Annotated in this window: 15 protein-coding genes; all 15 read left to right on the top strand. The window is 68.7% G+C overall.

The features are described from left to right. The first annotated feature begins 7 nt into the window (after positions 1–7). The 15 genes from PC39_RS07500 (at position 8) to PC39_RS07430 (ending at position 18,847) form a co-directional block, all read left to right on the top strand. Positions 8–766 carry an SDR family NAD(P)-dependent oxidoreductase gene (locus tag PC39_RS07500; protein ID WP_353252758.1) on the top strand — a complete coding sequence of 253 codons (759 nt, stop codon included), beginning with the start codon at positions 8–10 and terminating at the stop codon, positions 764–766. Further along, positions 763–1,185, top strand: coding sequence for a RidA family protein (locus PC39_RS07495; protein WP_353252757.1), 423 nt, complete (start codon positions 763–765; stop codon positions 1,183–1,185). The genes PC39_RS07500 and PC39_RS07495 overlap by 4 nt, the downstream gene beginning before the upstream one ends. Further along, positions 1,169–3,127, top strand: coding sequence for a molybdopterin-containing oxidoreductase family protein (locus tag PC39_RS07490; RefSeq protein WP_353252756.1), 1,959 nt, complete (start codon positions 1,169–1,171; stop codon positions 3,125–3,127). The genes PC39_RS07495 and PC39_RS07490 overlap by 17 nt, the downstream gene beginning before the upstream one ends. A gap of 462 nt (positions 3,128–3,589) precedes the next feature. Continuing rightward, a complete protein-coding gene (locus PC39_RS07485; RefSeq protein WP_353252755.1) occupies positions 3,590–4,594 on the top strand; it encodes a YCF48-related protein in 1,005 nt (334 codons plus the stop codon). Continuing rightward, entirely contained in the window at positions 4,591–6,975 is a 2,385-nt protein-coding gene (locus PC39_RS07480) for an efflux RND transporter permease subunit (RefSeq protein ID WP_353252754.1), read from the top strand. Before PC39_RS07485 ends, PC39_RS07480 begins: the two co-directional genes overlap by 4 nt. A gap of 4 nt (positions 6,976–6,979) precedes the next feature. Further along, entirely contained in the window at positions 6,980–7,600 is a 621-nt protein-coding gene (locus PC39_RS07475; RefSeq protein WP_353252753.1) for an isochorismatase family protein, read from the top strand. Between the two features lie 57 nt (positions 7,601–7,657). Beyond that, positions 7,658–9,721: a hydantoinase/oxoprolinase family protein gene (locus PC39_RS07470; RefSeq protein ID WP_353252752.1), complete on the top strand. Its 2,064-nt coding sequence runs from the start codon at positions 7,658–7,660 to the stop codon at positions 9,719–9,721. A 13-nt stretch (positions 9,722–9,734) separates the two neighbouring features. Next, the gene (locus PC39_RS07465) at positions 9,735–10,469 is read left to right on the top strand and encodes a glutathione S-transferase family protein (protein WP_353252751.1); all 735 of its coding nucleotides are present in this window, start codon (positions 9,735–9,737) and stop codon (positions 10,467–10,469) included. After that, positions 10,466–11,164 carry a glutathione S-transferase N-terminal domain-containing protein gene (locus PC39_RS07460; RefSeq protein ID WP_353252750.1) on the top strand — a complete coding sequence of 233 codons (699 nt, stop codon included), beginning with the start codon at positions 10,466–10,468 and terminating at the stop codon, positions 11,162–11,164. The genes PC39_RS07465 and PC39_RS07460 overlap by 4 nt, the downstream gene beginning before the upstream one ends. A gap of 110 nt (positions 11,165–11,274) precedes the next feature. Next, positions 11,275–13,161 (top strand): hydantoinase B/oxoprolinase family protein, encoded by a 1,887-nt coding sequence (locus PC39_RS07455; protein WP_353252749.1) that lies wholly within the window; start codon positions 11,275–11,277, stop codon positions 13,159–13,161. 12 nt (positions 13,162–13,173) lie between these two features. Beyond that, the gene (locus PC39_RS07450) at positions 13,174–14,214 is read left to right on the top strand and encodes a zinc-binding dehydrogenase (protein ID WP_353252748.1); all 1,041 of its coding nucleotides are present in this window, start codon (positions 13,174–13,176) and stop codon (positions 14,212–14,214) included. Between the two features lie 1,041 nt (positions 14,215–15,255). Next, positions 15,256–15,951, top strand: coding sequence for a histidine phosphatase family protein (locus tag PC39_RS07445; protein ID WP_353252747.1), 696 nt, complete (start codon positions 15,256–15,258; stop codon positions 15,949–15,951). Between the two features lie 79 nt (positions 15,952–16,030). Further along, positions 16,031–16,957: an ABC transporter ATP-binding protein gene (locus PC39_RS07440; protein ID WP_353252746.1), complete on the top strand. Its 927-nt coding sequence runs from the start codon at positions 16,031–16,033 to the stop codon at positions 16,955–16,957. Further along, positions 16,954–17,715: an ABC transporter permease gene (locus PC39_RS07435; protein ID WP_353252745.1), complete on the top strand. Its 762-nt coding sequence runs from the start codon at positions 16,954–16,956 to the stop codon at positions 17,713–17,715. Before PC39_RS07440 ends, PC39_RS07435 begins: the two co-directional genes overlap by 4 nt. A gap of 178 nt (positions 17,716–17,893) precedes the next feature. Continuing rightward, positions 17,894–18,847: a Gfo/Idh/MocA family protein gene (locus PC39_RS07430; protein ID WP_353252744.1), complete on the top strand. Its 954-nt coding sequence runs from the start codon at positions 17,894–17,896 to the stop codon at positions 18,845–18,847. The last annotated feature ends 13 nt before the right edge of the window (positions 18,848–18,860 follow it).

Raw genomic sequence — 18,860 nt, 5'->3', positions numbered from 1 at the left:
AGCATTCATGGGCAAACTGGACGGACGCATCGCGCTGGTCACCGGCGCCTCCAGCGGCATCGGTCGCGGCGTGGCGATCGCGTTCGCGGCCGAGGGCGCGCGGGTGGCGGTCAATCATCCGCCCGTCGCCGGTCAGGTCGAGGCGGCCGAGGCGGTCTGCGACGAGATACGCGAGTTGGGCGGTGAAGCCATGGCGGTGTCGGCGGATGTCTCCGACGAGGCCCAGGTCGCCGACATGGTGGCGCGCACCGAGGCGGCCCTCGGGCCGGTGGATATCCTGGTCAACGTGGCCGGGATCGCCGCCAGCGCCCCGGTGGAGGCGATCGACGCCGCCGATTGGGACCGCGTGCTCGGGGTGCATCTGAAGGGCACCTTCCTCTGCACCCGCGCGGTGCTGCCCGGCATGTACGAGCGCGACTACGGCAAGATCATCAATACCGCATCCCAACTCGCGTACAAGGGGGCGCCCGGTTTCGCCCACTACACCGCGGCCAAGGGCGGCATCCTGTCGTTCACGCGGACGCTGTCGCTGGAGATCGGGTCGCGCAACGTCAACGCCAACGTGGTCGCGCCGGGCGCGACCCGCACGCCGATGGTGGACGGCCTGCCGGCGGACATCGTCGAGGCCATCCGCGCCTCCATCCCCAAGGGCCGCCTGGCCGAGGTCGAGGACATCGTCCCCGCCTATGTCTTCCTGGCCTCGGACGACGCCCGCCACTTCGTCGGCCAGTGCCTGACGCCCAACGGCGGGGACGTGTTCCTGTGAGCGCGGCCGGCGAGGATACCGACGCGGAGGCGGTGCGCCTCGATCCCGATCCCTTCGCGACCTTCCGGATCGCGCAGGGCTACCGCATCGGCGACCTGGTGATCACCTCCGGCCAGGCCGCCATCGACGAGGCCGGCAACCTGGTCGGGGTCGGCGACTTCGACGCCCAGGCCGCGCAGTGCTTCGCCAATCTGGAACGGGTCCTGCGCGCCGCCGGCTCGTCGCTGGCGCAGGTGGTCAAGGTCACCATCTATCTCACCGACATGAGCCACTTCCCGCGCGTGGTCGAGTTGCGCGGGGAATACTTCCGCCCGCCCTGGCCGGCGGACACCATCGTCGAGGTCCGGTCGCTGGCGCTCCCCGAACTGATGATCGAGATCGAGGCCACGGCGCTCGCCGGCGATGGGCGCGTCCGCTGACAACGGCGCCACGTCCGCCGGGATCGTGCGGACGGTCTGTCCCCGGGACTGCCCGGACGTCTGCGGCATGCTCGCGCACGTGGCCGACGGCCGCGTCACCAAGGTCGTGGGCGACCCCGACCACCCCGTCACCCGCGGTTTCATCTGCGCCAAGTGCCGCGGCTACGAGACGTGGATCCACCACCCGGAACGGCTGACGACGCCGCTGGTGCGCGACCGCAAGGGCGGCGAGCTGCGGTCGGCCGACTGGGACGAGGCCCTGGACCGCGTGGCGGGGCGCTTCGCCGCGATCATGGCCGAGCACGGCGGTCAGGCCATCCTGCCCTACAGCTACCTCGGCCACATGGGGATCGTCTCCAGCCGTTTCCCGGACCGGCTCTGGAATCGCATGAACACGCCGCGGGTCGGCGCCGAGATCTGCGCCATGGCCGGGGCCGAGGCGATGCTCCGGCTGGTCGGCCGGGTGCGCGGCACCGAGCCGCAGCACCTGTCGCGTACCCGTCTTTACGTGGCCTGGGGCAAGAACCCCAAGGAGACCAACGTCCATCTCTGGTCCCTGATCCGGGACGTGCCGATCAAGGTGGTGGTCGACCCGTTCGAGTCGGACAGCGCGCGCGACGCCGATCTCCATATCCAGCCGCGCCCGGGCACCGACAGCATGCTCGTGCTCGGGCTGATGCGGGTGTTCCTGGACAACGACTGGATCGACCGCGACTACATCCGGCGGCACACGACCGGCTACGAGGCGCTGGCCGAGCGGGTGCGTGCCGTGTCCCTGGACGCGGTCGAGCGGGTCACGGGCGTGCCGCGGGATCAAGTGATCTCGCTGGCCCGGCTGTACCACGAGAACCGGCCGGGCCTGCTGCACATCGGGGTGGGCCTGCAGCGCAACGTCAACGGCGGCGAAATGGTGGCCGCGGTGGCGATGCTCGCGGCGCTCGCCGGCCAGATCGGCGTGCGCGGCGGCGGTGTGCTCTACGCCAATTACGACTGGCGTCTCAACGACATAAGCTATGGCCACCTGCGCAGCGACGGGCCGCGCATGTACAACATGGTCAAGCTCGGCCGATACCTCACCGAGGACGATCACCTCAAGGCCCTGTACGTGTACAACCAGAATCCGGCGGCCACCTGCCCGAACCAGCGCCTGGTGCGCCGCGGGCTGGCGCGCGAGGACCTGTTCGTGGTGGTCCACGACCTGTTCCTGACCGACACCGCGCGTTACGCGGACGTGGTGCTGCCGGCGACCTCCTTCGCCGAGACGCGCGACCTGCAACTGTCGTACTGGCACGACTACGTGCAGATTAACAATCCCGCGATCCCGCCCCTCGCCGGCGCCCGCTCCAACCGCTGGGTGATCGCCGAGCTGGCCCGGCGCCTGGGCTTCGACGAAGCCTGCTTCCGCCAGACGGATGAGGACGTGATCCGCGAGGCGCTACAGGGCACCGGTCTGGATTACGAGGCGCTGACGACGGGGCCGGTGCTGTGGAACGATGCCGAGCGCACCAGCTTCGACGACGGTGTGTTCCCGACCCCCAGCGGTCGGATCGAGCTGTACCCGTTCGACTGCACGCCGTGTCCGGACGAGGGCCATCCGTACCGGTTCATCACGCCCAAGACCATGCGCCTGCAGGGCAGCCAGTACGGCAACATGCCGGACAAGCTCGGCGACCAGGCGACGCCGTGGCTCTACATCCATCCCGGCGACGCCGCGCGGGAAGGGATCGCCGACGGGGAATCCCTGCGGGTCTGGAACGGGCGCGGCGAGGTGACGTTGATCGCCCGGGTATCGGCGCGGGTGCAGCCGGGGCTGGTGGTCAGCTACATGGTGCGCTGGGGCGACAACGCCAACGCCACTACGCCCGATCGCGGCGCGGACCTCGCCGGCAACTCCACCTTCCACTCGAATTACGTCAGCGTCGCCCCGGTCGCGGCATCGTGAGCCGCGCCCCGACGTGCGTGCCTGTAACAGGCTGGTTGCGTTCGTGCACCGGCGGGTGGTCGGGCGGTCGCGGCGCGCGGGTCGCGGCCGGCGGGGCGCGCAAGCGCCTGTCCGGCGTGTGTGCCGCCCGCCGGGATGTGCGGGAAAGCAGGATTTCCCGGCGCGCTTTCTGTTCTCGTTGCGAAACGTGCGCGTAACAGAATAGAAACCGGCCGGGCCCGGCGCCGGAACGGGCAGTTGCGGCATGCGGCGCACGCAAGCCCTTGTTGCCGTTGGGAACAGGGGGTTCCCGCGAGAGCCGGCGGGCGATTGGCACACCGCTTGCGTTGAAGGAACCACGGCGCGGCGCCGGCCGCGCGCCCATGTCGACCCAAACGGATACAGCTCGATGAGACAGCGATCGATCAATCACGCACCGGCATGCCGCCCCGGCGGCCGGCGTCCGCATGCCGGGTTGCGCTCATGAAACGACTCGGACGTTTCCTGGTGGGCAGTCTGCCCTGGCTCGTGATCGCCGGTCTCCTGGTCGCCGCCTTCTACCTGGAGCCCGCGGCCGTCGAGGAAGCGGTGCAGCCCGCGGCGGTCTCCCACAACGACCGTTTCTACGGCGTGGCCCACGCCAATCCCGGCGAGATCTGGCTGGCGGGCAACATGGGCAAGATCGTCCACAGCGAAGACGGGGGCGAAACCTGGCGGGAACAGACCACGCCCGTGGTCACGACCCTGCAGTCGATCGCCCGCTGGGACCACGAGACGCTCGTGGCCGTGGGCGACGGCGGCGTCGTGCTCCGCACGGAGGACGGCGGCGCCACCTGGACACGGGTCGAGGCGCCCGTGTCCGAGATCGCCGACAAGCTCATCCGGGTGCGCGTCATGGACGACGGCAGCGCCTGGGTCACGGGCGAGTTCGGTGCCGTGCTGGTATCCCGCGACCGCGGCCGCACCTGGACCGATGCCACCACCGAGGAACAGGACGTCACCTGGCATGACGTCGCCGGCACCGGCGAGTTCCTCTGCGTGGTGGGCGAGTTCGGGCGGATCAAGGTCAGCCGGGACGGAGGCGAAACGTGGGCCGAAGTCGAGTCCCCGGTCGCCAGCACCCTGAATGCCGTGGCCTTCCGCGACGCCGATCACGGCGTCGCGGTGGGGCTGCAGGGCTCGGTGCTGGTGACCGTCGACGGCGGCGCCACCTGGGAATCGCTGGCGCCCATCGCCGAGGAGCATCTCTATGGCGTGATCTGGCATGACGGCCGGTGGCTGGTGGCCGGCGACAAGGGCATCGTCGCCCGTGCCGACGCCGCCGCGCGCGACTGGGAGACGAGCCGCATCAGCGCGCGTGACTATGGCTGGCACACCGGCATCGCCGCGGTCGGCGATCGCTGGTTCCTGACGGGCATCAGCAACGGATTCTACGGCGACGGCGAGTGGCGCCGCGTGGACGGCAAGAACCGGGAGACGGACACATGAGCGGCATGGTCGAACGATTCGCGGCATTCTGCATCCGGCGCCGCACGCCGCTGGTGGTGGTCTTCGGTCTGCTGACCGTGGTGCTGGGCGTGTCCGCCGCCCAGATCGAGATCCGCACCATCTTCTCGGACATGCTGCCGCAGAACCATGCCTGGGTGCAGACCCACGAGGAGTACAAGGAGCTCTTCGGCGGCGCCAACGTCGTCAGCATCATGGTGCGCAACGAGGAGGGCGAGATCTTCGACCGCGAGGTCCTGGGCATGATCCGCGAGATCACCCGGGACCTGCGCAAGGTCCGGGGCGTCAACCAGTTCCAGATCGTGTCGCTGGCCTCCAAGAAGCTCAAGACGGTCGAGGCCACGAGTACCTCCGTGGACACCGTGCCGCTGATGTGGCCGGATATCCCGAAGGACGCCAGGGGCGTGGTGGAACTGCGGGAAAAGGTCCTGCAGAATCCGCTGGTCTACGGGCAGTACGTCTCGCCCGACCTGGAATCGGCCCTGATCACGGTGGATTTCATCGACCGGCTGGTGGAGCCGCCGGTGATCTTCGACCAGGTGCACGAGATCGTCGAGCGTCACTCGGTGCCGGGCGTGCAGACCCGGATCGTCGGCGAGCCCATCCTCAACGGCTGGGTCCGCAACTATCTCTCGCAGACCGCCCTGATCTCGCTGGTGACCATCGGCATGCTGATGGCGACCCTGCTGCTGCTGGCCCGCACCTGGCGGGGCACGCTGCTGCCCCTGGTGTCCGGCACCGTCAGCGGCGTCTGGGCGCTGGGCGTGGCCTCCCTGCTGGGCCTGAATTTCGACCCGCTGATCATCGTCGTCGCCTTCCTGATCACGGCGCGTTCGATCTCGCACTCGGTGCAGATGATTACGCGCTACGACGATATCGCCGACGAGCACCCGGACATGCCGCTGCGCGACGTGGCGCGCAAGAGTCTCGCCGAGCTGTTCCGGCCGGCAGTGCTGGGCATCGTCTCGGATGCCGGCGCCATCGCCGTGGTCTGGCTCACGCCGATCCCGCTGCTGCAGAAGGTGGCGATCATCGGCGTGATCTGGGTGAGCGCGATGCTGCTGTCGGCCGCCGTGCTCACGCCGGTGCTGCTGTCGTGGCTGCGGCGCGGCAAGGGCGGCGGCGCCGCCCACCCGGTGGATCTGTATCCGGCCATGCACCGCCTGCTGGAGGCCTGCGCCTACGTCGCCATCGGGCCGCGCTCGCGCTATGTCTCGATCGCGGTCGGCGGCATCGTCCTGTTGGGGTCCGGCATCTACGCGGTGGAGAACCTGCAGGTGGGCGACGCCCAGCCGGGCTCGCCGATCCTGTGGCCGGACTCGGAGTACAACCGCAGCGCCGCCGACATCAACGCCAACTTCCCCGGCGCGGACCGCATGTTCATGGTGTTCGAGGGCGAGTCCCAGGACGCCATGAAGCAGCCGGAGGTGCTGCGGACCATGCGCGAATTCCAGCGCTACATGGAGGCCCAGCCCCAGGTCGGCGGCAGCGTGTCGCTGGCGGACGTGGTGTCCTCGGTGAACCAGTCCCTGCACGAGGGCAATCCGCGCTACTACGACATCTCCGACAGCGCGATCGCCAACGGCCAGTACCTGTACATGTACGTCACCGGCTCCGACCCGGGCGACCTGGCGCAATATTCCGATCCCTCGTATACCAACGGCGCGGTCACGCTCTACTTCAGCGACCATACCGGCGAGACCATCCGCACGGCCTTCGCCCGGATCGACGAGTTCACGGCCGAGCACCCGATGGAGCAGGCCGACTACCGCCTGGCCGGCGGCCTGATCGGCATCCTGGGGGCGGTCAACGACGTGATCCTCAAGGGCCAGATCCGTTCCATCGCCCTGGCCCTGCTGGTGGTGGTGATCTTCGCCACCATCGCCTACCGGTCCTCGGTGGCGGGCATGTTCTTCATGGTGCCGGTGCTGCTGTCGAACACGGTGACCTTCGCCTACATGGCCTTCAACGGCATCGGCTTCAACATCAACACCCTGCCGGTCGTGGCCCTGGGCATCGGCCTGGGTGTGGATTACTCGCTGTACGTGGTCAACGGTATCCGCGACGAATACCAGAACCACGGCGACGCCGAGCGGGCGGTGATCAACGCCCTGCGCAGCGCCGGCCGGGGCGTGTTCGTCACCGGCGTGACCATGGTCATGGGCGTGTTCTTCTGGATCCTGTCGTCGCTGCGCTTCCAGGCCGAGATGGGCCTGCTGATCGCGCTGTGGCTGGCGGTGTCCGCGGTCAGCGCGCTGCTGCTGATGCCGGCGCTGGCCTATGTCGCCCGGCCGCGCTTCGTGTTCGGCCGGCCCGAGGACGCGCCCGCGGGCGACGCCGCCCCGGCGCCGGCGCGGAGCTGATCCCATGGCCGAGCTGGAGCGCAACGAAGTCGGTATCGGGCGCCGCCCCGCGCTGGTGGTGATCGACGTCAGCAAGGCGTTCACCGATCCGGCGTCGCCGCTGGGGTCGGAGGCCGGCGCGGTGGTCGATGCCATCGCCGATCTGCTGACGGCCTTCCGCCGTCACGGGCTGCCGGTGTTCTACACCACGGTGGCCTACGACGATCCCGGGCAGGCCACGGTCTTCCGGGCCAAGCTGCCGGCCCTGGAATACCTGGCGGCCGGCAGCGACGCGGTCGAGATCGATCCGCGCGTGGCGCCGGCCGGCAACGAGCCGGTGCTGGTCAAGCACTGGCCCAGCGGTTTCTTCGGCACCGACCTGGGCGAGCGGATCGCCGAGGCCGGCGTCGACACCGTGTTCGTCACCGGGCTCACCACCAGCGGCTGCGTGCGCGCGACCGCGGTGGACGCCCTGTCGCACGATCTGCGCGTGATCGTGCCGCGCGAGGCGGTCGGCGACCGCGACGCCGCGGCGCACGACGCCAACCTGCACGACATCGAGTGCAAGTACGGCGACGTGCCCTCGCTGGAGACCGCCCTGGCGGCTCTCGCCCGGTGGGCCGAGACGCAGCGGGGCGCGAAGTAAGCAATGGCACGGCCGGCGCGTCGCCGGCCGCAACGGAGTTTTTGAGGAGACTTAGGCATGGCGTATCACCTGGGCGTCGACGTCGGCGGCACCTTCACCGACGTGCTGCTCATCGACGAGGATAGCGGCAAGACCTACACCGCCAAGGTGCCCTCCACCCCCGAGGATTCGTCCCAGGGCGTGCTCAACGGCATCACCAAGGTCTGCGAGCGGGCGGGCGTCGATCCCACCAAGGTCGACTATGTGATGCACGGCACCACCGTCGCCACCAACGCCGTGCTCACGGGCAAGGGCGCCAAGGTGGGCCTGGTCGCGACCAAGGGCTACGGGCAGGTGCTGCAGATCGCGCGCTCGTACGTGCCCGGCGGCCTGGGCGGCTGGGTCATCTACAACAAGAGCGAGCCGTTGGCGCCGCTCGAGAACACGGTCGAGGTAGCCGAGCGCATCGGCGCCGACGGCACGGTCGTGACCGAGCTGTCCGAGGACGATGTCCGCGCGCAACTCACCAAGCTCAAGGACCGGGGCATCGAGGCCCTGACCGTGTCCCTGATCAACGCCTACGCCAATCCCGAGCACGAGCGCCGGATCAAGGCGATCGCCGAGGAGATGCTGCCGGACGTGGCGATCTCCCTGTCCTCCGAGGTGATCCCGGAGATGCAGGAGTACGAGCGCACCCTGACCACGGTGGCCAACTCCTTCGTGCGCCCCGGCATGAAGCGCTACGTGGAGAACCTGCAGAGCGAGCTCGACCGGCGCATGGACACGGTCAAGCTCTACATCCTGCGCTCCGACGGCGGCCTGGCCTCGGCCCAGGGCTGTGTCGACCTGCCGGTCAACCACCTCATGAGCGGCCCGGCCGGCGGCGTCTCCGGCGCCATCTGGATGGCCGGCCAGGCGGGCTACAAGAACCTGCTGACCCTGGACATGGGCGGCACCTCCACCGACGTCTGCCTGGTGCAGGACGCCAAGGCCCAGGTCCGCCGCGAGACCACCGTGGGCGACCTGACCATCCGCGCGTCCTCGGTGGACGTGCGTACCGTGGGCGCGGGCGGCGGCTCCATCGCGCACGTGCCGGAGCTGACCAAGGCCCTGCGCGTGGGCCCGGAGAGCGCCGGCGCCGAGCCGGGTCCGGCGGCCTACCGCAAGGGCGGCACCGAGCCCACCGTGACCGACGCCAACGTGGTGCTGGGCTACCTGCCGGCCACCACCCAGCTCGGCGGCGAGATGCAGATCGGCCGGGACCTGGCCGAGCAGGCCGTGGCCAAGGTTGCCGAGCCGCTGGGGCTGCCGCTGAAGAAGGCCGCCGCCGGCATCATCGACATCGTCAACGAGAACATGTTCGGCGCGCTGCGCCTGGTCTCGGTGGAGCAGGGCTACGATCCGCGCGACTTCGCGCTGGTGGGCTTCGGCGGGGCGGGGCCGCTGCACGCCAACGCCCTGGGCAAGCTGATGGGCGCCTGGCCGGTGATCATCCCGCCGGGCCCCGGCGTGCTCTGCGCCTACGGCGACGCCACCACGGTGCTGCGCAACGAGGCCGCGCAGACCTTCGTGCGCCGCTTCCCCAACACCGAGGACAGCGAAGTCCTGGCGATCCTCAAGGAACTGTCCGAGACCGCCGCCCGCCATCTCGACGACGAGGGCGTGCCGCGCGAGGACCAGAACGCGATGTGCCAGATCGACCTGCGCTACCACGGCCAGGTGTTGATGCTGACCGTGGACATGCCGCTGGACGAGTTCGAGCGCGAGGGTCTCAAGGCCGTCGGCGAGCGTTTCGACGACATGCACACCCAGCTCTATACCTTCGCGCTGGAGGAGGACAAGGAGATCGTCAACCTGCGCGTGGTGGTGCAGGGCAAGCCGGTCATGGTCGAGGCCCGGCACCTGCCCGAGGGCGGCGCCGATCCCGCCGAGGCCAAGATCGCCGAGGAGAGCATCTTCGTCGAGGGCGCCGATCACGACGCCGCGATCTACGACCGCGCCAAGCTCAAGGCCGGCAACCGCGTGCCGGGGCCGGCGATCGTCATGGAGATGGACTCCACCACCGTGATCCTGCCGGACCACGTGGGCGAGATCGATCTCTACGGCAACATCCTGATCCGGCCCGCCGACCGGGTGGCCTGAGCCGGGAGGCGTCATGAAGCTGTTCTATTCCCCGTTCCACGGTTTCATCCACAAGGTCCTGGTCACGGCTCACGCCACCGGCCATTGGGATGACATCGAGTTCGTGCCCACCTATCCGTTCCGCAACCGCGACGGCGAGGACCAGGGCGACGATTACTCGATCGCCGCCCTGAACCCCCTCGACAAGGTGCCGACCCTGATCACCGACGACGGCGTGTCCGTGTACGGCAGCGAGCCGGTGTGCCGGTACCTGGACCATACCTCCCGGGCGGCGCGGGTGTACCCCGAGCCGGGTCCGGCCCTGTGGGACGCGCTGCGGCGCCACGACCGCGCGCAGACCGTGTTCGAGGGCACCGTGCAGATGAACATGGAGGGCTGGTATCCCGAGGAAGAGCGCCACATGGGCCTGTACCGCTGGATGTGGCCCAAGATCCTGCGTTCGTTCGACGAGATGGAGACCGAGGCCGACGGTTGGGGCGAGGCGCTGGACATCGGCCACATCTGCACCCTGCACGCCCTCAGCTATCTGGACTTCGGCTCCAAGTTCTACGAGGCCGTGGACCCGCTCTACCCGCGCTACGACTTCCGCGAGGGCCGGCCGCGTCTGGCCGCCTGGTACGAGCGGATCACGCGGCATCCGTCGGTGGTCAGCCACTGGAACGTCGACTTCGAGGGCGACGACAGCGCCGCCAACTGCCAGCGCCACGTGCGCGAGGCGGTGGCGCTGCGCGACGGGGCGGCGTCGTGATCGATCTCTATTACTGGCCGACGCCCAACGGGCACAAGGTCTCCATCATGCTGGAGGAGACCGGGCTGTCCTATCGCGTGAAGCCGGTGAACATCCTCAAGGGCGAGCAGTTCGACCCCGCGTTCCTCGAGATCAGCCCGAACAACCGGATGCCGGCGATCGTCGATCACGAGGGCCCGGAGGGCCGGCCGTACAGCCTGTTCGAGTCCGGCGCCATCCTGCTGTACCTGGCCGAGAAGACCGGCCGGTTCCTGCCGGAGGCGCCCGAGGCCGGCTACGACGCCATCCAGTGGCTGATGTTCCAGATGGCCGGGGTCGGCCCGATGTTCGGCCAGTGCGGACATTTCCTGGGCTACGCCCCGGAGAAGGTGCCCTACGCCATCGAGCGCTATTCCAAGGAGACCCACCGCCTGTACGGCGTGATGGACCGCCGCCTGGCGGAATCCGAGTATCTCGGCGGCGAGACCTACACGGTGGCGGACATCGCCACCTGGCCCTGGATCCGCGTGCGCTGGCTGCACGAGATCGATATCGACGAGTACCCGAACGTCAAGCGCTGGTACGAGACCGTCGGCGCCCGCGAGGGCGTGCGTCGCGGCACCGCCGTGCTGGCGGAGGACGAGGTCATCGGCAACCCCACCGAGGAGGCGCGGGAGGCCCTGTTCGGGGCGCGCCAGTTCGGGGGACGGGAGTGAAACCTCTGCATGACGTCCGCGCACGCGACGTGATGCAGCGCTAACAGGAATGGAAGTGTCGTCCCGCGCCTTCGCCGGACGGCACGCAACGAGACCAGGAGAGCAGTGATATGCCCGCCAAGATCATTGAGACCAACGACCAGCCGTTCCAGGGCGTGGACCTGGACCCGATCAGCCTCGACATCATCGAGAGCGCGCTCAAGAACGCGCGCTTCGAGATGGACACGGTGCTGTTCCGGACCGCGATGTCGCCCGGCATCCGCGAGCAGCACGACACCTTCCCCATGATCGCCAACGAGCAGGGCAAGATGGTGGTCGGCCAGTTCGGGTCCTTCATCCACGGCTTCCTGGCCGGCTACGAGGGCGACATCGAGGAGGGCGACATCATCCTCACCTCGGACCCCTACGGCGTGAACGGGGCCATCAGCCACGCCAACGACTGGCTGGTGCTCATGCCCATGTTCCGCGAGGGCCGCCTGATCGGCTGGGCCTCCATGTTCGGGCACATGACCGACATCGGCGGCGGCGTGCCCAGCAGCATGCCGGTGGGCGCCTCCCAGATCTACCAGGAGGGCATCATCATCCCGCCGGTCAAGATCTACCGGCGCGGCGAGCTGCAGGAGGAGATCCTGGACCTGATCCTGCGCAACTGCCGCCTGCCGCAGTGGAACAAGAGCGACTTCAAGTCGCTGGTGGCCGCCTGCCGTGTCGCCGAGCGCCGCTGCAACGAGATCTGCGACCGCTTCGGCACCGATACCTTCATCGCCGGCATGCGTGCCCTGCTGGACCGCAACTACCAGGCCATGGACCACCTCATCCGCCACAACCTGCCGGCGGATCAGACGCTGCGCTTCGAGGACTATGTCTGCGACGACGGCCGCGGCATGGGCCCGTACAAGATCGCCTGCTCGATGTGGCGCGAGGGCGACAAGCTGATCTTCGACTTCGACGGCACCGATCCCCAGTCCGCGGGCTCGATCAACTTCCTCCTCAACGAGGAGATGTTCAAGATGTTCGCGGGGGTGTTCCTGATCATGGTCTTCGACCCCCAGATCATGTTCAACGACGGCTTCTACGACCTGATGGAAGTGCGCATCCCCGAGGGCTGCCTGCTCAAGCCGCAGGCCCCGGCGGCGCTGTCCTGCCGCAACCACGCCCTCGGCCGCATCTTCGACGTCATGGGCGGCCTGTTCGGCCAGGGCAGCCCCGACTTCCTCAACGCCGCCGGCTTCTCCGACAGCCCGCACATCATGTACTCGGGCTACGACGACAAGGGCGAGTGGTTCCAGCTCTACCAGATCGGCTTCGGCGGCATCCCCGGCCGGCCGGCCGGGGACGGTCCCGACGGCCATTCGCTCTGGCCCTCGTTCACCAACGTGCCCAACGAGTTCCTGGAGAGCCATTACCCGCTGCGCATCGAAGCCTTCGAGACCATCGCCGACAGCGGCGGCGCGGGACTGCACCGCGGCGGCAACGGCCTGCGCGTGACCTACCGCTTCCTGGTGCCGGGCGAGATCTCGGTGCACGACGACCGCTGGCTGACCTATCCCTGGGGCGTCAAGGGCGGCGAGCCGGGCGGCCGCAGCACCAAGGTCCTGGAGCGGGCCGACGGCAGCGTGGAATACCTGCAATCCAAGCAGGACCATATCCACGTCGAGGCCGGTGACGTGTTGCACTTCAACACCTGGGGGGGCGGCGGCTGGGGCGATCCGCTGCAGCGCGATCCCGCCGTCGTGGCGCGGGACGTGGCCCGCGGCCTGGTCACGCGCGACGGCGCCCGCCGCTACGGCGTGGTGCTCGCCGAGGACCTGTCGATCGACCAGGGTGCCACCGACAAGCTGCGCAAGGAGATGGCCGACGCCCGCGGCGAGATCGAGCTGTTCAATTTCGGCGGCACCATCGAAGAGCTGCGGTCCCGCTGCAAGGCCGAGACCGGCCTGGAGCCGCCGCGGCCGCCGGAATTCCGGCGCGACATGGCCGTGCGTAGCTGCTGCTGAGCCGGAGGCGATATGCGCGCGGCCGTCTTCCACGAGTACGGCGGGCCCGAGTGCCTGTCGTGCGAGACCCTGCCGGACCCCGAGCCGGGCCCGGACGAGGTGGTGATCCGGCTGGATACCGTCGGCCTCAACCATTTCGACATCGACATCCGGGCCGGGGTGGCGGGCATCCCCACGCCCCTGCCGCACACCCTGGGCCTGGAGGGCGCCGGGGAGATCGCGGCGGTGGGCGGCGAGGTGCGGGCCTTCCGGCCCGGCGACCGGGTGGCGCCGGTGTTCTCGCTCAGCGCCGGGCGCTGCGGCGAGACCGTGTGCTATTGCCAGCGCGGCCAGGACAACCTGTGCGCGGTGGGCGGCATCCTCGGCGTCACCGCGCCGGGCACCTATGCCGAATACGTGAAGGTGGCCGCCCATAACTGCCTGCCGCTGCCGGACGGGCTGTCGTTCGAGGCGGCGTCGGCGGTCCAGGTCACCATGGGCACCGCCTGGCAGATGCTGGTGGACCAGATCCGCGTGCGGCCCGGCGAGACCGTGCTGGTCAACGCCGCCGGCGGCGGCATCGGCACCGCCGCCATCCAGATCGCCCGGCTCTGCGGCGCGCGCGTGATCGCCAGCGCGGGCAGCGACGACAAGCTGCGCCGGGCGCAGGCGCTCGGTGCCCACGAAACGGTCAACTATCGCGAGGCGGACCTGGCGCAGGCGGTGCGCGACCTCACCGGCGGCCGCGGCGCGGATGCCGTGGTGGAGAACGTCGGCGGCGACATCCTCACGGCCAGTCTCGCGGCGCTGGCGGCCGGCGGGCGGGTCGCCACCTGCGGGGCGCACGCCGGCGAGACCGTGCCCATCGACATCATCGACCTGTTCCGGCGCCAGCTCGTGCTGCACGGCACCCACGGCGCCGGCCAGGCGCAGATCGCCGAGGTCTATCGCCTGGTGGCGGCCGGCGAGCTGGTGCCGCAGATCCACACCCGCATGCCCCTGGCCGAGGCCGCCGACGCCCACCGGCTGGCCGAGTCCCGCGACTTCTTCGGCAAGATCCTGCTGACCCCCTGAGACTTCCGCATGACTGCCGCGCTCGATAGCCGGGCGCGCTTCGCTTGTTCCGGCCTACGGGCTTCGGTTGGCGGGGCATGAAACCAAAGAGGCGCACTGAGGCGCACGGAGGTTTTTTGATGGGCGTGTCCGGGGCAGGCTCTCGTGCCGGGCTCGGTCTCCAGGCAATCCCTGGCTTGACGAATGTTTCCCCGGGTCCCGGATAGCCGCTGCCGCGGCCGACAGTCATGTCCCTCTGTGTCCCTCCGTGCGCCTCTGTGGTTAATCTTCTTGCCGGCCGTTTGTCGAGGCGCTTCCCGGAAGAAAGAATCCGCAGATTACGCCGATGTACGCAGATTAAAGAGCCGCCCCACGCAATCTGCGTTGATCGGTGTCCATCTGCGGATAAAAAACAAGAGTTCTGAACCAGCACGGCGTTAATCGCGCAGCGCCCCGGCGCCCGACGCGCCAGGCAAAAGACAAGCCTGGCGGGCGGTTCCGGAAGAAACAATCCACAGATTACGTCGATGGACGCAGATTAAAGAGCTGCCCCAAACAATCTGCGTTAATCGGCGTCCATCTGCGGATAAAAAAACAAGAGGTCTGAACCAGCACGGCGTTAATCGCGCAGCGCCCCGGCGCCCGACGCGCCAGGCCAAAGACAAGCCTGGCGGGCGGTTCCGGAAGAAAGAATCCGCAGATGACGCCGATGGACGCGGATTAAAGAGCCGCCCCAACCAATCTGCGTTAATCGGCGTAATCTGCGGATAAAAACAAGCGCCCTGATTTGGCACGGCACCGAACGCGCAGCGCCTTGGCGCTCGAGCCATCGGACTCGAAGCGGCGCCGCCTGTGGCACTACGAAGAAGCAATCCACAGATTTCACGGATTACACAGAAATAAATCCGTGTAATCCGCGAAATCTGTGGATCAAACAGGCGTTGGAACCGGCACGGCGCCGGCCGCGCAGCGCCCCGCCGCGCCCGGATTGTCGTACAATATTGTTCTTGTGCGCGCCGGTCCGGCCGGCGCGCGGTTCCGTCCAAGATTCCGGGAGCATCCATGGCAGCCGTCTACCTCATCCGCCACGGCCAGGCGTCGTTCGGCGAATCCGATTACGACCGGCTCTCCGCCAACGGCGGCGAGCAGTCGGGCATTCTGGGTCTTGCCCTGAGCAAGCGGATCGAGCGGGTGGACGGCCTTTATGCCGGCACCATGAAGCGTCACCGGCAGACCGCCGAGGCCTGCCTGGAGGGCATGGGCCTGGAGGGGCGGACGCTTACCGAGTTGGCGGGCTTCAACGAGTTCGACCACGAGGAGATCATCGTCCAGTACAAGCCCGAGTACGCGGACATCGAGCGGCGCATGGCCGACATGGAGCGCACGGGCCATCCGCGCCGCGCCTTCCAGGATCTGTTCGGCAAGGCCGTCGACCACTGGATCGCGTCCGGCGAGGACGGCGGCTACAGCGAATCCTGGGGCGACTTCCGCGCCCGCAGCGTGGCCGCGCTGGACGAGGTCATCGCCGAGCAGGGCCGTTCCCGCACCTCGCTGGTGTTCACCTCCGGCGGACCGATCGCGGCGATCGTGCAGGAACTGCTCGGCATCCCCGACGAGAACGCCTTCCGGATCAACCACACCCTGACCAACTGCGGGATCAGCAAGATCATCTACAGCGAGCGCGCCCGCTACCTGAGCACGGTCAACGAACATGCCCACTTCGAGGGCGAGCACGCCGATCTGATCACCTACCGGTAACCGGGTGCTGCGGCCGCCGCGCGCGTACGGCGGCCGATCCGATAGAATCGGCGTCCGCGGAACCGGCGCCGGAGTACGGATGCAGCCCATCATCTCGGTCAGACAGCTCGGCAAGACCTACGAATCCGGCTTCCGGGCGCTCAAGGGTATCGACCTCGATATCCGCGCCGGCGAGATATTCGCCCTGCTGGGACCGAACGGCGCCGGCAAGACCACCCTGATCAGCATCGTCTGCGGCCTGGTGAACCCGAGCGAGGGGCGCGTGCTCGCCGACGGCCACGACATCGTCGCGGACTACCGCGCCGCCCGCGCCAAGATCGGCCTGGTGCCGCAGGAGTTGGCCACGGACGCCTTCGAGACGGTCTGGGCCACGGTCCGGTTCAGCCGGGGTCTGTTCGGCAAGCCCGCCGACCCCGGCTACCTGGAGAAGGTGCTGCGCGACCTGTCGCTGTGGGATAAGCGCGACTCGCGCATCATGGCGCTGTCGGGCGGGATGAAGCGCCGCCTGATGATCGCCAAGGCGCTGTCGCACGAGCCCCGTATCCTGTTCCTGGACGAACCCACGGCGGGCGTGGACGTCGAGTTGCGCCGGGACATGTGGCGGATGATCCACCGCCTGCGCGAGGACGGCGTGACCATCATCCTGACCACCCACTACATCGAGGAGGCCGAGCAGATGGCGGACCGCGTGGGCGTGATCGACCACGGCGAGCTGATCCTGGTCGAGGACAAGGCGGCCCTGATGGCCAAGCTCGGCAAGAAGCAGTTGCGGCTGCGGCTGGAGCGGCCGCTGGCGGCGTTGCCGGACGAGCTCGCCGACGAGCCGCTGGAACTGTCCGCCGACGGCAGCGAGATCGTCTACACCTACGGCGCCGGCGACGACGGCCCGCGCATCGGGCATCTCATGCGCCGCCTGGTCGAGCGCGGGATCGAGTTCGAGGACGTGCGCTCCCGCGAGAGCACCCTGGAGGAGATTTTCGTGGACCTGGTGGGGGCGCGCTCGTGAACTGGCGGGCGATCGCGGCGATCTACCGCTTCGAGATGGCGCGTACGGGCCGGACCCTGCTGCAGAGCGTGGCCTCGCCGGTGCTATCGACCTCGTTGTATTTCGTGGTCTTCGGTTCCGCGATCGGCTCGCGCATGGTCGAGATCGACGGCGTCGCCTACGGCGCCTTCATCATCCCCGGCCTGATCATGCTGTCGCTGCTCAACGAGAGCATTTCCAACGCCGCTTTCGGCATCTACATGCCCAAGTTCTCGGGCACTATCTACGAGGTGCTGTCGGCGCCGGTCTCCTACATCGAGATCGTGGCCGGCTACGTCGGCGCCGCCGCCACCAAGTCGATGCTGCTGGGGCTGCTGATCCTGGCCACCGCGCGGCTGTTCGTGGACTACGGCATCGAGCATCCGTTCTGGATGCTGGGCTTCCTGGTGCTGACGGCGCTCACCTTCAGCCTGTTCGGGTTCGTCATCGGCATCTGGGCCGACGGCTTCGAGAAGCTGCAGATCGTGCCGCTGATGGTGGTGACGCCGTTGACCTTCCTCGGCGGCACCTTCTACTCCATCGATATGTTGCCGCCGGTCTGGCAGACCATCACCCTGTTCAATCCCGTGGTCTACCTGGTCAGCGGTTTCCGCTGGAGCTTCTACGGCGTGGCCGACGTCCACGTGGCCGTCAGCGCCGGCATGATCGGGGTATTCCTGGCCCTGTGCCTGACCGCCGTGTGGTGGATTTTCCGTACCGGCTACCGCCTCAAGCCCTGACCGGCCGGGGTACGCTACACTGTCGCGGCGCCGGCCGGCCCCGGCATGATAGGGTCCGGGAATCCCGGCGCGCGTATCCACAAGCAGCAACGTCCGGAGACGGGCCGACGGCGGCGCGGTCCGGCGCCCCGGCACGGGGGAAGGGCGGACCCGGACGGACACGAGGGCGGCATAAGAGATGAAAGTCGCGGTAATCGGCGCGGGTGCCTGGGGGCGCAACATCGTCCGCAACCTGGCGGAACTGGATGCCCTGGGCGCGATCTGCGATCCCGACGAGGACAAGCTGGTGGTGTTCGCGGCGGAGTACCCGGAGGCCGCGACCTACACCGACTGGCGGCGGATGCTGGCGTCCGACGTCCCCGCCGTGGCGATCGCCACGCCCACGCCGCTGCACTACGAGATGGCCGAGGCCGCGCTCAAGGCCGGCAAGGACGTCTATGTCGAGAAGCCCCTGACCCACAGCAGCGAGCAGGCCCGGGCCCTGACCGAGCTCGCCGCCGAGCGCGGGCGGGTGCTGATGGTCGGTCACCTGCTGCTCTACCAGCCGGCGGTCTCCTGGATCAAGGACTACCTGTCGACCGGCGAGCTGGGCGATCTCTACGGCATCCGCCACGAGCGGCTGACCCTGGGCCGGGCGCGCTCCGCCGAGAACGTGCTCTGGGACATCGGCGTGCACGACATCGCGGTGATGCTGTACCTGACCGGCGAGAGCCGGCCGTCGGAGATACGCGCCAGCGGCCACCGGCTGCTGCAACTCGGCGTCGAGGACGACGTGCACGTGCATCTGGCCTTCCCCAACGGCGTGCGCGGCAACCTGCACGTCTCCTGGCTGTGGCCGGAGACCAACCGCCGCACCATCATCCGCGGCTCCGCCGGCATGCTGGTCTACGACGAGGTGGCGCAGTCGGTGACCCTGCACCGCAAATGGATCGACAAGGACCTGCGCAACCGCGACGAGGGCAGCGAGGTGGTTCATCGCGGCCACGGCCAGCCGCTCAAACTGGAGATGGAGCACTTCCTCGCCCGCATCGAGGACCGCCGCGCGCCGCTGTCCGACGGCGCCAGCGCCGTGGCCGTGATCGAGACGCTGGAGCGGGCCAACCAACTCCTGCAGGCGCGCGAGGGCGCCTGACCCGCGATCGGTG

Origin of the sequence: Salinisphaera sp. PC39 (assembly GCF_040361335.1) — a bacterium.
GTDB lineage: Bacteria > Pseudomonadota > Gammaproteobacteria > Nevskiales > Salinisphaeraceae > APNM01.
This window is presented reverse-complemented; position numbering and strand designations above follow the sequence as displayed.